The following is a 14146-nucleotide window of genomic DNA, read 5'->3' on the forward strand; positions in this document are numbered from 1 at the left end:
GTCGACGCCCGCTCAGCCGATATCTGCCATGGTTCTCATCGCGTCACTGGAGTGATTCCGATGTTCGAACGCCTGCTCGTGTCAGCCGCAGTGATGGCATCCGTACTCGCCGGTTCCGGTCTCGGCGTGGCCCACGCCGCCCGGACGACCACCACGTTCGCGGGGGACCCCATCCCGGTCCCTCCCGTTCCCGACGCACCGGACGATCCGTACCCCGTGCCACCGGAGGACCGTGAGCGTGGCGACGGTGACCGCCGCGACGGTGACTACCGGAGGCGATAGCGATCACCGTACGGCCGCCGCGCGGGCACGGCGGGTCAGCTCCACCGTGTCCGCGAGGGACGTGCCGGCCAGGGTGACGGCCCGGGCGCCGGGGTTCGCGGCCCCGGCGATCCGGGCCAGCACGTGCCCGGGCGGCGTCTGGACGAACAGCGTCGTGCCGAGCTCGCCGAGCAGCGCGACGACGTCCCGCCAGCGCAGAGTGGCGGCCACCCCGCGGGCCAGGTCGTCGAGCACGGCGTCCGCGTCCAGGAGCGGACGGCCGGTACGGCCGCCGAAGTAGGTGACGGTGAGGGCCCGCCTCGGCACCGTGCCGAGGTGGGCCGCCATGGCGTCGGCGACTCCGGCGAGCAGCGGGCAGTGTGACGGGACGCCGATGTCCAGGCGGCGCACCCGCCGCGCGCCGGCCCGCTCCGCCGCCGCGTCGAGGCGTTCCAGCGCGCGGTCGCTGCCGGCGGCCACGACCTGCTGGTCTTCGTCGATGACGGCCAGGTACGCCGGGTCGTCGCCGGTCGTGACCGACTCGATCAGGGCGCGGGCCCTGGGCACGCCGAGCCCGAGCACGGCGGCCATGCCGTACCCCGACGGGTAGGCGTCGCGCATGAGCTCGGCGCGGTGACGTACGGCCATGAGGGCTTCGGCGAAGGTGAGCACGCCGGCGGTGACGGCGGCGGGGAACGCGCCGGCGGAGTGGCCGGCCACGGCGTCGGGCTCGGCGCCTTCGGCGGCGAGCGCCCTGGTCGCGGCGACGCCGGCGACGCAGAGCGCGACCTGCGTGGTCACGGTCGACGCCAGGGCCCGCGCGTCGTCCTGCCGGGACGAGCCGGGCAGGATGCGTTCGGCCTCGGCGAGGGTCTCGGCGACGGCCGGATGGCCGGGCAGGTCGTGCAGCATGCCGGGCCGCTGGGTGCCCTGGCCGGGGTAGAGGAAGGCGACCGTCATGCGCGCGCCGCCCAGGGGTCGTCGACCAGTTCGGGGCCGTACGCGGTGCGGGCCAGGACCGGGCCGCCGGTACGGGCCCACTCGGCCAGGGCGATCCCGCCGCGCGGGGTCTCCAGCTGGCAGTCGACCCTGCTGGGGAGGGCGGCGAAGGCGGTCACCAGCCGTGCGGCGGTGGCCGGTGAGAGCCGGTGCGGCGTGCGTACGAGCAGGTCGAGGTCGCTTTCCGGATGGGTGACCTGGTGCCTGGTGGCCAGCTCGAAACCCACGCTGCCGACCGGACCCCAGACGGCCTCGCGCCCCAGCTCCTCGGCCAGGCTCCGGCCGGCGGCGGCCAGGGTGTCGCGCAGCGCGGCGGACAGGTCGGGGCCGCGCGGCCGGTGCAGCTCCTCCGGGGGGACGCGGCGGGTCACCTCCCCCGCCGGTACGAAGGCGGCGTGGCGCTGGGACCGCCGGGGCCCGCGTACGCCGACGGGGATCAGGCCGGGCGGGTGCGGCGCCCGCCGGACGACGGCCCAGCCGCAGGCCGCCAGCGCCGCGACGGCCCATCCGGGCAGTTCGGCCGGCCGTGCGCCGCCCGCGAGCCGTACCAGGTCGTGCGGGCGCGCCGTCATCCCCATTGCTTGGCGAGCTCCTCGTGGATGCGGCGCGAGGCCGCCCTGGTCTTCATGGCGCCGGGCGAGCTGAGACGGTTGCTCAGGTCGCGGGGACCCTTCCTGGCGCGTACGACGGCGGCGGCCAGCGCGTTCCGTACCTTCGTGAGGTCCGCCTCGGTCGGCTCGCCGGCGTTCTCCACCGTCAGGAGCTCGTCGCACAGACCGAGCTTCGCCCAGTCGCCGACGTCGTACGACAGCGGCGGGAACCGCTTGGCGAGCTCGTCGAGCTCGGCCACCGTCCGCAGGGTCACCTTGGCCGCGGCCTGCTTGTGCATGGCGTGGATCACCACGCCCGGGTCGTCGAGGGCGAGGATCTGGTTCGCCTGGAGACCGTGCGCGAGCAGCCCGCCGGACAGGGCGTTTCCGACGATGAGCGAGAGGACCGGATGACCGGCCGTCCTGGCGGTGGCGTAGGCGTCCACGGCGGCGGCCAGCGCGTGGTGGATGCCGAGCAGTTCCTCGACCCGCCCGTAGGCCTGGCTGGGCAGGTCGACCACGGCGACGATCGGGCGGCGGCGGCCGTCGGGCAGCCGCTCGTCCGCGGCGACCACCTCGGTCACCGCCTCGGCGATGGCGAGCCCTTCACGCAGCCCGACCTCGCCCGCGCGGGCGCGGTGAAAGGGGCTTTCCGGGTCCGGCACGACGGTGACGAGGCGGGCGGTGTCGTCGCCCAGCGTGCACCCGGCGGTGATCACGGACGGCACGACGTTCTGCACGGCCCCGTCCGCGAGCGCGTGCGTCCACTTCAGGCCGCGGCTCATCGCTGCTCTCCCTCCGGTTGCGCGGGTCTCCCCCACGCCGCCGCGAGCTCGGACGGCGCGGGCGGATGCGCCGGGTCCACGGCTTCCAGGCGGGCCCGCAGCTCGCCGATCCGCCGCGAGCGGTGCTCGGCGGGCACGCCCTGCCGCATGGCCTCAGCCACCGCGCTCCGCAGCGCGGTGACGTCGTCGAGGACCAGCGTGTCCGCCAGGCCGGTCCTGACGCGCTGCGTCCCGCCGTCGATCGACCAGATCAGCGGGTGGTCGGAGGCGTCGAACTCGGCGATCCCCGCCTCGGACTCGATCACCTCGGGCCCGTCGAGCCCGAGCCGGCTCTCCGCGGTCATGATCAGCGTCGTGCACAGTCCGGCGGCGATGCTCACACCGCCGAAGCAGCCCAGCGCCCCGGCGATGACGCCGACGACAGGCTGAAGAGCACGCAGCTCCAGTACGGCCGCGCACACTTCGGCCACCGTGGCCAGGCCCAGGTTCGCCTCCTGAAGGCGGACACCCCCGGTCTCCAGCAGCAGCGCCGCGGCGGTCGGCGTGCCGGCGCGGCTGTCCCTGGCCGCCAGCGACAGCGCGGCGGCGATCTTGGCACCGGAGACCTCGCCGATGCCGCCGCCCTGGAAGGCCTGTTCGATGCCGATCACGACCACGCGCCGCCCGTCCAGCAGACCCTTGACCACGACGACCCCGTCGTCGGACTGGGGGACGACACCCTGCGGCTCCAGCCAGGGCGACTCGATGCGGTCGAAGGGGCCGCACAGCTCGTCCGCCGTGCCCTCGTCCAGCAGCGCCTTCGCCCGCTCTCTGGCGTCCAGCTCGATGAAGCTGGTGCGGTCGAGCAACGACTCCCACTCTGTGGCGGTCATGCCCTGCCCTCCTCGATGGCCTGCCGCAGGCGCAGGGTGACCACGCCCGGCGTGGCGCCGAAGTCGTTGAGCTCGAAGCTCGCGGCCACGCGGTGGCGGGCGAAGAACCGCTCGAGCACCGTCCGCCACACCGTGTCGAACCCGTCGACGCTGGTACGCACCCGCACCCGGGCGTTACCGTTCGCGGGAGTCATCAGCACCTCCAGATCCCCCGAGCCCACCACCCCGACGTGGCTGCGCCGGGCGGCCGGGCGGTCGGCGGAGAACTCGTAGCTCAGCGTCCGCACGCGAGCACCTCCTGCTCCAGGCGTTCCGGCCACGGCACCCGGTCGAGGAAGAGCGCGGCGGCCAGCAGGTCGCCGCTCCCTCCCGGTGACAGGCGCCGCGCGCGGAGCGCGTCGTCCAGTTCCATGAGCGCGGCCCGGCCGGAGCCGGTGCCCGCGCCTCCCTCGTCCAGGACCCGCCGGGCGCCGTGCTGGACGGCCCGCAGGCCGCCGGGGCCGCCGCGATGCAGGACACAGGTGTCGTCGAGCAGGCTCATCACCGCCAGCAACGCGTCCAGCCGAGCCGAGTCCTCGCCGAGACCGGCCGCCCTGCCCGCCCGCAGCCGCGGCAGCGCGACCCCGATGACGTGCGGAAAGGCGTTCTCCGCCTCTCTTCGGGCACCGCCCGCCCCGTAGCGCCGCCGGGCCCGCTCGCCGTGGGACGGCTCCCCCGCCGGCACCCACCGGTCGGGCAGGGCGGCCAGCCGGGCCGCGTCCCCGGCGGCCGCGCGTTCGCCGGCCGCGCCACCGGCGACGGCGGCGACCAGCAGCCCGAGCGACCACAGCGCCCCGCGATGGGTGTTGATCCCGCCGGTGGCCCGCAGCATCGCCTGGTCGCCCAGGCGGCCGATCACGCCCAGCCGCTCCCGCAGCCCGACGCCGGCGGGCGTGCGTTCCGCGGCCTGGGCGATCATGCGGAACGCGGGGCGCAGCGCCTCGGCGGAGACCAGCATGAGCGGCAGGTCCATGTCGTCGTGCGCGCCGCCGCCCCGGGCGTCGACCAGGCCGGGTTTGGGGCTCAGCCGGGCCTCCGCGCACAGCGACAGGACCGCCGCGTCGGCGAGCAGGGCCGCGGACGGACGGGCGTGCTCGATCACGGTCATCGGCGGATCACCAGGTCCGGAACCGGGCGGGCGGGTCGTACAGCCCGCCGGACCAGGCCACGAGATCCTCGACGCTGCGGGCCGCCAGCAGCGACCGTTTCGCCCTGCGTACGTCGACCTTGAGGTCTTCCGGCAGCGCGACCAGCCCGTCCCGGCGCAGTTCTCCGACCCGCCGCTCGTCGATCTCCCGGCCGATCGCGGTGGCGCCCGCGACGGCGGCCACCGCCTCGCGGCGCTCGGCCAGTGAAGAGGCCATGTAGAGGTACGCCACGCCCTCCTCGGTCACCACGTGACTGACGTCGTCCCCGTAGATCATGATCGGCGGGATGGCCATGGACGCGTCCTTGCCCACCGGGACCGCGTCGAGCGTCTCCACGAACGCCGGATCGCCGCCCGAGCGGAACGTCTGGGTGATCTGCGCGACGAGCTTGCGTCCCCGCAGCGCCGGGGCCTGCCCGGTGAGCAGGCTCAGCCAGGCGGCGGAGGGGTGCCGGCGGCCGTGCGGGTCGTGCCCCATGTTGGGCGCTCCGCCGAAACCGCTCAGCCGGCCCTCGGTGACCGTCGAGGAGTTCGCGCTGCCGTCGATCTGCAGCGACGACCCGATGAACAGGTCCACGGCGTACTGGCCGGCGAGCTGGCACAGCACCCGGTTCGAACGCAGCGAGCCGTCACGGCCGGTGAAGAACACGTCCGGCCGGGCGGCGACATAACGCTCCGTGCCCGGCTCTCCGCCGAAGCAGTGCACCGACTCGACCCAGCCGCTCTCGATGGCGGGGATGAGCGTCGGATGCGGGTTGAGCGCCCAGTGCCGGCAGATCTTCCCGCGCAACCCCAGCTCCTCGCCGTACGTGGGCAGGAGCAGCTCGATCGCGGCGGTGTCGTAGCCGATCCCGTGGTTCAGCGTGGTCACCCCGTGCCGTTCGTAGATGCCGCGCAGCGTCATCATCGCCATCAGGATCTCCACCTGGCCGATGTGGCGCGGATCGCGGGTGAACAGCGGCTCCAGCGCGAACGGCCGCGGGCTGCGCACGATCAGGTCCACCCAGTCGCCGGGGATGTCCACCCGGGGCACCTCGTCCACGATCTCGTTGACCTGGACCACGGTCACGCCGTCGGAGAAGGCCACCGCCTCGGCGATGGTCGGGGTGTCCTCGGTGCCCGGGCCGGTGAACAGGTTCCCGTCGCGGTCGGCCTGCTCGGCGCAGAGCAGCGCGACGTTCGGAATGAGGTCGACGAACATCCGCGCGTACAGCTCGACGTAGGTGTGGATCGCCCCGACCTCGACCTTGCCGTCGGCCAGCAACTGCGCCATGCGCACGCTCTGCGGCCCGGCGTAGGCGAAGTCGAGCCGGCGGGCCACCCCTCGCTCGAACACGTCGAGATGCTCTTTGAGACTGATCGAGGAGATCAGCAGGTGCAGGTCGTGGACGACATTCGGATCGCACCCGGCCAGCGCCTCGGCCAGGAAGTCCGCCTGCTTCTGGTTGTCGCCCTCCAGCGCCACCCGGTCCCCTGGACGCAGCAACGCCTCCAGCGCCGCGCCCATCCGCTCGGCGTCCAGCACCCGGCCGGACACGAAGGGACGAACCCGCTCCAAGCGGTCCCGTTTCGCGGTCCGCCGCCGGGTCCAGTCCCGAGTGGCCACCTTGGTACGCGCCATCACCAGCCCCCATCCAGCGTTGACCCCGATGTGCTGCACGCAAACGGCGCGCGACTAACCCAAGTGGTCCTAAAGCCCCGCCATGGAGGGCAGCAGGCGGTCAAAGCGGACACCGCGCCTGCTGCCCGCGTGGGGGCCTGACGGCGTCAGGTCGTCGCGCTGGTGGAGCGGCGCAGGGTGAACCAGAAGGTCGGCACCGAGTTGGTGCCCGGTGTGACGTCGAGCAGGTCCCAGCCGGTGAACCTGGTGCTGAGCTCGTCGGCGGTGACGCCTGCCGCCCACGACGTGATCTCGGTGGTCGGGTTGCCGAGCGGCTCGGGGCCGTACCCGAACATCAGCAACCGCGCTCCGGGAGCGGTGCGGCGGGTGAGCCCGGCGGCGTAGGCGTCGCGGCGGTGCAGCGGGATCCCACAGTAGCAGCTCAGGTCGAAGAACAGGTCGAACGGGCCCGGCGCGTCCAGCTCGTCGAGGCGGGTGGCGTCTCCGTGCAGCAGCCGTAGCGCCATCCCCGCCTCCGCGGCCTTCTCCCTGGCCCGCTCGACGGCGCGGTCGATCAGGTCGACGGCCGTCACGTCCCAGCCGTGCCGGGCGAGGTACAGGGCGTTGGTGCCCGTGCCGCAGCCGAGTTCGAGGGCGCGTCCGGGCGGCAGGCTCCGCGGCCCCTCGGTCAGGGCGACCAGCTCGGGCGGCGTCACGCCCGTGTCCCACGGCGGCTTGCCGTCGCGGTAGAAGCCCTCCAGTGCGCGGTGGACGGTCTCCTCCTCCTGGTCGCGCGGTTCCGGCTGCTGGGTGGCGTCGGGGTGGTTCATCGTCTCCTCCAAGTACCTAGAGTCGAACTCTAGTGATTAACTCTAGAGATATACTCCCGGCATGGACACCGTCAAGCGGCCGGACAAGCGGGCCGAACGCTCACGCCGCACCCGGGAGAAGCTCGTCGAGGCGGCTCGTGAGCTGTTCATCGCGCAGGGGTACGGGGCGACGAGCCTGCAGGAGGTCGCGGACCGGGCGGGCGTGGCCGTACAGACGGTCTATTTCGTCTTCCGCAACAAGCGCACGCTGTTCAAGGACGTCGTCGACACGTCCATCGCCGGAGACGCCGAGCCGGTCGCCACCATGGACCGCGAGTGGTTCCGCGCCGCGTGCGCGGAGCCGACCGTCGCCGGGCAGATGCGCGCGCACGTCCACGGCACCGGCGAGATCCTGGGCCGGGTCGCCCCGATCATGCCGCTGATCGCGTCCGCCGCGGCCACCGACCCGGAGATCGCCGCGCAGTGGCCGGACGGCCCCGACCCGCGTTACACCGTGCAGCACGCGGCGGCCGAGGCGCTGATCCGCAAGCCCGACGCCCGCCCCGGCCTCACCGTCGAGACGGCGGCGGATCTGCTGTTCGCGCTGCTCAGCCCGGAGCTCTACCTGATCTTCGTCCGCGACCGCGAGTGGTCACCGGACACGTGGGAGGACTGGGCTCGCACCACCTTGACCGCCCAGCTCTGCGCCGGCCCGATGGTGCCCGTGCCGCCGAGTCAGTGAAGCCGTCCGGTCCGGTGCAGGTGATCGAAGATGACCTGATCGACCGGGGAGACGCGGTCACGGTCGGCGTAGCTCAGCCAGACGATCTCCTCGATCTCGCTGCTGGGCGTCGGTACTCCGTGGTGGTCGGCGGTGTAGCAGGTCATCTGTACGGTGACGCCCTCGGCATGGCCGTGTGCCTGGGCCCGGTAGGTCCCGATGTGGGTGGCGGTGGCGGGGATGGCGATGGAGAGCGGGGGCGTCGCCTGTCACAGCCGATGGGGAAGGGTGAGCCACGGGTGCGACCCGCTCAGCCACGCCTCGTCGATCTCCCTGCCGGTGAGCCGACCGACCAGGGTGAGGGCTGAGGTGACGCAGGTGGCGAGGGGCGGGTGGTAACCGTTCAGCGACCATCCGTGGAAGTCGCCGAACGCCTCCGGCAGCGGTCGCTCATCGTCTTCGTCCCCCACCGAGTACCCGTTCTCCTCCATCCACTCCGACCATTCCGCGAAGGCCGGCCAAGCCGGCGGGAGCTCCGGATCCGTCTTCCAGCTCGTGTCGCCGATGTCGAACGTCAGGCCCTCGGCCAGCGGATCGAGGGCGTGCGGGGCGTTGCCGTACCGCTCGCCGGGAACCGTGACGCTGAACGAGGTGGTGTAGTACCCGTCCGACACATACTTGAGATCCCGCACGCCGTTCAGCCCCCATCCCACGCTGACCGCGCGCCCTCCCTGAGCCGACAGTTCGCGCAGGGCGCCGCTGCACGCGTAGCCCTGGAACTCGATGATCTGCAGCCAGTCGTCGGTCAGCCGGTCGGCCCAGATCACCGTCGTGTCGCCGACGTCGGACACCTCGCCCGCCAGCTCGTCCCTGTGGCGAGCTTGCCGGAAGTCCGCGCCCAGGCGCTCCGCCAGCTCGTCCAGCTCCAGCCGGTCGACCCAGACCGCGCTGAACTCCGCGGCGAATCCGCATCGGTACAACCGGTGCCACAAATGCTCTGACCGTCGCACTCCGCACCCTTCCTTCGCCTCTGCCGCGCCCGGTGCCCACCTTTTCATGATCCGGAGCTCGCCGTACGAGAGCCAGAGCGTGGATCAGCACTTCTCCGGCCCGCACGCGCGTGGGCCAATTTCCGGATCGACTCGACGTCCAGGGCCGGCCGGCTGGGCGAGGCGTCCATCACCCGCGTCACGATATAGGTGCCGATTGCGCGGGCCGTACAGACGCGACCTGCGCACACGAGCGACCGGCCGGTCACCACGCCGCAGCCGGTGATCGATGAGACCGCGAAAGGCCCGCCGGTAGACGATCTCCAGAACCTCGATCCGCCGCGGTAACGGGCACCCGGGCCGGCGGGATTCCTCATCGTGGGTTTCTATGTGCGCACCAGCCTCCGGGTTGGACCGTTCCGTTTCACCCTCGGCCAGGCCGGAATGGCGGTCTCGACTGCGGTCCCCGGCCTTCGAGCGAAGATGGGGCCTCGTGGTCACGTCGTGCGCATGGGACGCGGGACGGTCTCGTACCGCACCACCGCACCCGACCACGACGTGGTCATGCACGATGTCGTCAGCCTGGTGCCGGCCCAGCCGAGTGACATCGTGCGGCAGTTGCAGCGGGCCGCCGGCCGCCGGCGGTGCTGGCCGTACGCCCTCGCCGCCGTGCTCGTCGCGGGGCTCGTGACAGGACGCTTCGGCCTGGTCGTCGTCGCCGTCGGGCTGCCGTGCGTGCTCTGGGTGGCGTTGTGCGATCGGGCGGCTCGCGCGGTGGTCGTCATGTACGACGTGACCGACGAGGCCGCCTGGCGCTTCGAGCACATCGTCAGGTCGATCACCGATCTCCAGCGTGCCCACGGATTCTGGCTGATCACCGCGTCCGGGGCGATCACCAGCACCCACCAGTTCAAGGTGAACGCCGGCGCCTCCAGACTGCTGCACAGGGTGAATGCCTCGGCCCGGCTGACGGGACCACCGATCCTGGTCACCAACGTCGCCGTCCCGACCCTGACCGCGGGCAGCCTGTCGGTGTACTTCTTGCCCGACCGCGTCCTGATCCGCGACGGCCGCCACGTCGTCGATCTCGCCTACCAGCACCTCCACGCCGCCCTGGAACACGCCCGCTTCATCGAGGCGGGCCCGGTGCCGCCCGACGGTACGATCGTGGACTCCACCTGGCGCTACGTCAACGTCAAAGGCGGCCCCGACCGCCGGTTCAAGAACAACGCCCTCCTGCCCGTCCTCCACTACGGCCGGCTCACCCTCCGCAGCCACAGCGGTCTGCACCTCGTCTGGGACGCCTCGCAGATCCCGCTCGTCCACGCTGTGGCGAACGCACTCAACCAGTCCATCGCCGCTCGCCCACCCGTGATCCACTCCTGAGACGTTCACCGGGTTGGCGGCACGCCGGGGGCCGGGGCGTGCGGGTGTCGTCAGCCCAGTGAAACGGTGCCGTCTTCGGAGACGTGCCAGGAGGGGTTGGGGGCTCCGGGCGGCGTTCACGAGTGCGGCCTGCCGGTCGGTTCGGCGGTGCGGTGCCGTACGGACGAGGGGACGACGGCTCTGAGCGCGGGCCAGGCCAGCAGGGCCAGGGCGGCGGCCAGGGAGGCCACGGCCAGCATGGCGCCCGGCAGCCCGGCGGTCTGCGCCCAGTAGCCCACGTACACCGGCCCGGCGAGGAAGCCGACATAGGCCAAGGTGGACACGACCGAGGTGGCGGCACCGCGCGCGGCGGCGGGGACGTTGGCGGTGGCCAGGCCGAGCACGGTGGGGAAGAGCACTGCGGTGCCCACGGCGGCGAGGGCCAGCCCGAGCAGCGCCGGCGGGAGGTACGTGGTGAGGGCGAGCAGGGACGTCCCCGCCGCCGAGATCGCCGCGCCGGCGGTGAGCACGATCCAGGCGGGCAGGGTCTTCACCGCGCTGATCGCGAAGCGGGTGAGCGCGACGGCGAGCGCGAAGACCGCGGGGCCTGCTCCGATCAGCGCGGGTCCGGCGTGCACGGCGTCGGCGAGGTAGACGGCGCTCCAGCTCTGGTGCGCGTTCTCCACGGCGAATCCGAGCGCGCCGAGCCCGCCCGCGACGAGCAGGAGCGGCAGGTGAGCGCGCAGACTCGGCCGGCCGTGCGCGGTTGAGGAGGTGCGGGCAGGGTCGCCTTGCGGGCGAGCGTCATCATGACGGGGCGGGTCAGTCTGCGTGCGGGCGCCGGTGACGATGGCGGCGCTCACGGTGCCGGCGGCGAGCAGGACCATCAGGTACGGCACCACCACGGGCAGGCCGGTGGCGTTCAGCAGGCCGGTGGCGAGGCTCGCCGCGACCACGGCCAGGGAGAAGACGCCGTGCGCCCGGGTGATGACCGGACGGCCGGTGGCCCGTTCCGCGGCGCCGGCCGCCGCGTTGATCGCCACGTCCGCGGCGCCGGACGACGCGCCCAGCAGCGTCAGCCCCGCGCACAAGGCAGCCAGGCCGTGGGCGGTGAGGGCCACGGTGATGCCGGCGATGCCGAGCGCCGTGAGGGTGAACGCGGTGACGCGGTGACCCCACCGGTCCACGGCGCGGCCCGCGAGCGGCATGGCGGGCAACGCACCTGCGGCGATGAACAGCAGCGCCGTGCCGAGTTGCCCGTCGGTCAGCCCGGCCTGGTCGCGGATGGCGGGCACGGACGCGCCCCACGCGCCCCAGAACGCGCCGAAGACGGCGAATCCCGCGTACGGCACCCAGGCCCGGGGCCGATCTCTCGCTTGTGTATCGGTACACATGCTGTTTAACGATACACAGGTTAGAGTGGGGCATGGCCAAAGACCCCTCTCGGCTCCGGCCGACCATGGCGGAGGTGGCCCGCGCGGCGAAGGTCTCGGTGATGACCGTCTCCTACACCTACGCCCAGCCCGATCGCGTCGCCGAACCCACCCGGGCCAGGGTCCGCGAGGCCGCCGCCCGGCTGGGATATCCGGGCCCTCATCCGGGGGCCCGCTCGCTGCGCCGGGGACGGACCGGCAGCCTCGGGGTGGTGCTGGGCGAACACCTCACCTACGCCTTCGAGGACCCCCAGGCCACCCGGTTCCTGGCCGGGGTCGCCGAGGTCTGCGCCGGTCACGGCCTGGGGCTCACGATCGTGCCCATCACCGGGGCGCCGTCCGACACCGACCGGGTCGCCGAGGCCGCGGTGGACGGGTTCGTCGTCTGGACGACCAGCGACGACGACCCCGTGCTGCCCGCGGTGGCGGCCACCGGCCTCCCCGTCGCCGTGCACGGCGGGCCGCACCACGGGGATCTGCCGTTCGTGGCCATCGACAACCGTGCCGCGGCCCGCGCCGTCGCCACCGAGGCTTTCGCCGGCGCGCGGCGGCCGATGGTGCTCAGCTTCCCGCTCGATCGCGCCCGTACACCGGGGATCCGCAGCGGGCTGGATCCGGCCGAGGCCACGTTCCGCGTGACCCGGGAACGCCTGCGCGGAGTCCGCGACGCCTGGGAGGCGGGCGGCGGGCGATGGCCGCGGGTGCGGGTCGCGGTGTGCGCACGCAACAGCGCGAGCGAGGCCGATGCCCTGGCCACGGCGTTCCTGACGGGGCCGGACGCGCCGGACGCCGTCATGGCCATGAGCGACGAACTCGCCCTGGGCCTGCTGCGCGCGGCCACCCGCGCCGGTCTCACCGTCCCCGGCGATCTCACCGTCACCGGCTGGGACGGCACCGACGCGGCCGCCGCCGCCGGGCTGACCACCGTCGCGCAGAACCTGCGCGCCCAGGGCGCCCGCTGCGCGCGGCTGGCCCTGGGCGAGGAGGCGGCGGCCGACACCGATCCGGTCGAGTGGCGCCTGGTCGTACGCGAGTCCACCCGGCGATGACCGCGATCGGGCACGCGCTCCGCGCGGGGTGGCCGTGCCCGCGGATCACTCAGCCGCCCTGGGCGAGATCTTTCAGCTCGGCCAGGGTGATCTGGAGCGGGTTGCCGGGCAGCGGTGCGTAGGTGTCGGCTTCCCCGGCCGGTGTCGCCGCCCTGCCGTCCGGCCCTGTCGCGACATACTGGCCCTGTCCTGGATTGACGAGGGTGGTGTCCTGGGTGTCGTCCCAGGAGTGCACGAACAACAGGTAACTCTCGTTCTGCTCCAGCTTGACCTCGTCCTGCGCGGTCAGCTTCTCGCCGTCGAGTTCCCCGCCCAGTTGCCGGACCTCGATCGAGCCTCCGCCGGCGAGGTCGCCTTTGAACACGCGGGTGATGTCCGCCTCGGCGATGGTGACGATGTCGCCGGTCTCCCGCTCGGCCTGCTTCTTCGCCTCGGCCAGCTCTGCGGGGCCGAGCCCGTACAACGGGTTGGCCTTGGGGTCGTCGTAGCCGTCGTCGCCGGGTCCGAGGATCCGGCCGGGTTCGTCGCGGGCGGTCCGCAGGCCGGTGATGGTGGCCTGTACCACCAAGTCGGCATCGTCCCACATCTCCTTCGTACTGGTGAAGCGCGGGTAATCGGCGGACACGACCGCCTCGCGCACGCCGCTTCGGTACGCGGAGGCGGCCGTGGTCCCGGCCGAGCCGCCCGCGCAACCGGCCGACGACAGGATGAGGCCCGCGCTGACGGCGAGCGTGACCAAGTGACGCTTCGTCATCAGAACCTCCTCGTGTAACCGGCGGTGTAGTAGCTCGTCACGTCACTGTTGTCGTGGGATTGGCGGCGGGTCATGGTGTCCCGGTCACGGCACTCGCACATGATCGAGGCGTTGTGCTCGTTGTCCGCCAGGCTCAGCCCATGGCCGAGCTCGTGCGTGAAGACGCTGTGCACGAAGTTCTGGAACCGGTGGGAGTCTTCGGCGATGGTCCGGGCGTTGAGAGTGATGTAGCAGCCCGTGGATCCGCCGTTGACGTGGTAGCTGTAGTAGGTCCCGTAACGGGATGAGCCGTACCGTCCGACCTTGACGTTGCAGTTGGCGTCCGACGCGCTGCGCAGGGCGACCCGGCCATGATTCGACCAGCGCTCGGGCGCCTTCGTCATGGGCGCTTCCCATTGATCGTTGTAGCCGGTCACGTGGTGGTAGCTGAAGTTGGACCACTTCTGCCCGATCTGGAGCTTGTGCGCCCACGCCGGGGCGGCGGCCCACGGTGAGAGGATGGCGAGCAGTCCCACGGCGACGGCCCCGGCCGCGCCGCGATGAAGGGTGCCGGATTTCCGCTTGAGCAAGATTCCTCCCTGATCGATCTTCGCGCGGAGATCGCATGGCGGCCGGGGACGATGCGGGGCCGTCCATGGGGTCCCTCTTTTGGCACGCTGACTCAGCCCCTTGTGTAGCCCTGCCAAGGTTTCCGCGCTGTTTCCGCCGCGTCCGTCGCGAGCCGAGAGGACGC

General features: G+C 72.7%; 16 protein-coding genes. 3 read left to right on the top strand and 13 right to left on the bottom strand.

What is annotated here, in order from left to right:
- Positions 1-285: 285 nt before the first annotated feature.
- The 8 genes from OIE67_RS30960 to OIE67_RS30995 form a co-directional block, all read right to left on the bottom strand.
- Positions 286-1221: an acyltransferase domain-containing protein gene (locus OIE67_RS30960; RefSeq protein ID WP_326627056.1), complete on the bottom strand. Its 936-nt coding sequence runs from the start codon at positions 1219-1221 to the stop codon at positions 286-288.
- Positions 1218-1838 carry a malonate decarboxylase holo-ACP synthase gene (locus tag OIE67_RS30965; protein ID WP_326627058.1) on the bottom strand — a complete coding sequence of 207 codons (621 nt, stop codon included), beginning with the start codon at positions 1836-1838 and terminating at the stop codon, positions 1218-1220. Before OIE67_RS30965 ends, OIE67_RS30960 begins: the two co-directional genes overlap by 4 nt.
- Entirely contained in the window at positions 1829-2635 is an 807-nt protein-coding gene (gene mdcE, locus OIE67_RS30970) for a biotin-independent malonate decarboxylase subunit gamma (RefSeq protein WP_326627060.1), read from the bottom strand. The genes OIE67_RS30965 and mdcE overlap by 10 nt, the downstream gene beginning before the upstream one ends.
- The gene (locus OIE67_RS30975; RefSeq protein WP_326627061.1) at positions 2632-3507 is read right to left on the bottom strand and encodes a biotin-independent malonate decarboxylase subunit beta; all 876 of its coding nucleotides are present in this window, start codon (positions 3505-3507) and stop codon (positions 2632-2634) included. Before OIE67_RS30975 ends, mdcE begins: the two co-directional genes overlap by 4 nt.
- Positions 3504-3794: a malonate decarboxylase subunit delta gene (locus OIE67_RS30980; protein WP_326627063.1), complete on the bottom strand. Its 291-nt coding sequence runs from the start codon at positions 3792-3794 to the stop codon at positions 3504-3506. The genes OIE67_RS30975 and OIE67_RS30980 overlap by 4 nt, the downstream gene beginning before the upstream one ends.
- Positions 3782-4654: a triphosphoribosyl-dephospho-CoA synthase gene (locus tag OIE67_RS30985; RefSeq protein WP_326627065.1), complete on the bottom strand. Its 873-nt coding sequence runs from the start codon at positions 4652-4654 to the stop codon at positions 3782-3784. Before OIE67_RS30985 ends, OIE67_RS30980 begins: the two co-directional genes overlap by 13 nt.
- Positions 4655-4661: 7 nt before the next feature.
- Complete coding sequence (gene mdcA, locus OIE67_RS30990) at positions 4662-6314, bottom strand: malonate decarboxylase subunit alpha (RefSeq protein WP_326627067.1); 1653 nt, start codon at positions 6312-6314, stop codon at positions 4662-4664.
- A 146-nt stretch (positions 6315-6460) separates the two neighbouring features.
- The gene (locus tag OIE67_RS30995) at positions 6461-7123 is read right to left on the bottom strand and encodes a class I SAM-dependent methyltransferase (RefSeq protein ID WP_326627069.1); all 663 of its coding nucleotides are present in this window, start codon (positions 7121-7123) and stop codon (positions 6461-6463) included.
- Between the two features lie 61 nt (positions 7124-7184).
- Here OIE67_RS30995 and OIE67_RS31000 point away from each other — a divergent pair, with 61 nt between their 5' ends.
- Positions 7185-7844: a TetR/AcrR family transcriptional regulator gene (locus tag OIE67_RS31000; protein WP_326627071.1), complete on the top strand. Its 660-nt coding sequence runs from the start codon at positions 7185-7187 to the stop codon at positions 7842-7844.
- Here OIE67_RS31000 and OIE67_RS31005 read toward each other — a convergent pair.
- Together OIE67_RS31005 and OIE67_RS31010 are read right to left on the bottom strand one after the other, a co-directional pair.
- Entirely contained in the window at positions 7838-7990 is a 153-nt protein-coding gene (locus tag OIE67_RS31005; RefSeq protein WP_326627073.1) for an NUDIX hydrolase, read from the bottom strand. The two genes, OIE67_RS31000 and OIE67_RS31005, sit on opposite strands and share 7 nt — an antisense overlap.
- Positions 7991-8092: 102 nt before the next feature.
- Positions 8093-8833: a DUF6461 domain-containing protein gene (locus OIE67_RS31010; RefSeq protein WP_326627075.1), complete on the bottom strand. Its 741-nt coding sequence runs from the start codon at positions 8831-8833 to the stop codon at positions 8093-8095.
- A gap of 489 nt (positions 8834-9322) precedes the next feature.
- Here OIE67_RS31010 and OIE67_RS31015 point away from each other — a divergent pair, with 489 nt between their 5' ends.
- Positions 9323-10198 (top strand): hypothetical protein, encoded by an 876-nt coding sequence (locus OIE67_RS31015; RefSeq protein ID WP_326627077.1) that lies wholly within the window; start codon positions 9323-9325, stop codon positions 10196-10198.
- Positions 10199-10314: 116 nt separating this feature from the next.
- Here the strand turns inward: OIE67_RS31015 and OIE67_RS31020 are convergent, their stop codons facing one another.
- Positions 10315-11571: an MFS transporter gene (locus tag OIE67_RS31020; protein ID WP_326627078.1), complete on the bottom strand. Its 1257-nt coding sequence runs from the start codon at positions 11569-11571 to the stop codon at positions 10315-10317.
- Between the two features lie 74 nt (positions 11572-11645).
- Between OIE67_RS31020 and OIE67_RS31025 the strand changes: the two genes are divergently transcribed.
- Complete coding sequence (locus tag OIE67_RS31025; RefSeq protein WP_326627080.1) at positions 11646-12659, top strand: LacI family DNA-binding transcriptional regulator; 1014 nt, start codon at positions 11646-11648, stop codon at positions 12657-12659.
- A 49-nt stretch (positions 12660-12708) separates the two neighbouring features.
- On the opposite strand, the gene OIE67_RS31030 is transcribed toward OIE67_RS31025, so the two are convergent.
- Positions 12709-13413, bottom strand: a complete 705-nt coding sequence (locus tag OIE67_RS31030) for a hypothetical protein (RefSeq protein WP_326627082.1) — start codon at positions 13411-13413, stop codon at positions 12709-12711.
- Positions 13413-13982: a hypothetical protein gene (locus OIE67_RS31035; protein WP_326627084.1), complete on the bottom strand. Its 570-nt coding sequence runs from the start codon at positions 13980-13982 to the stop codon at positions 13413-13415. Before OIE67_RS31035 ends, OIE67_RS31030 begins: the two co-directional genes overlap by 1 nt.
- Between the last annotated feature and the right edge of the window lie 164 nt (positions 13983-14146).

The organism is Nonomuraea fuscirosea (assembly GCF_035917475.1).
GTDB classification, from domain to species: domain Bacteria; phylum Actinomycetota; class Actinomycetes; order Streptosporangiales; family Streptosporangiaceae; genus Nonomuraea; species Nonomuraea fuscirosea.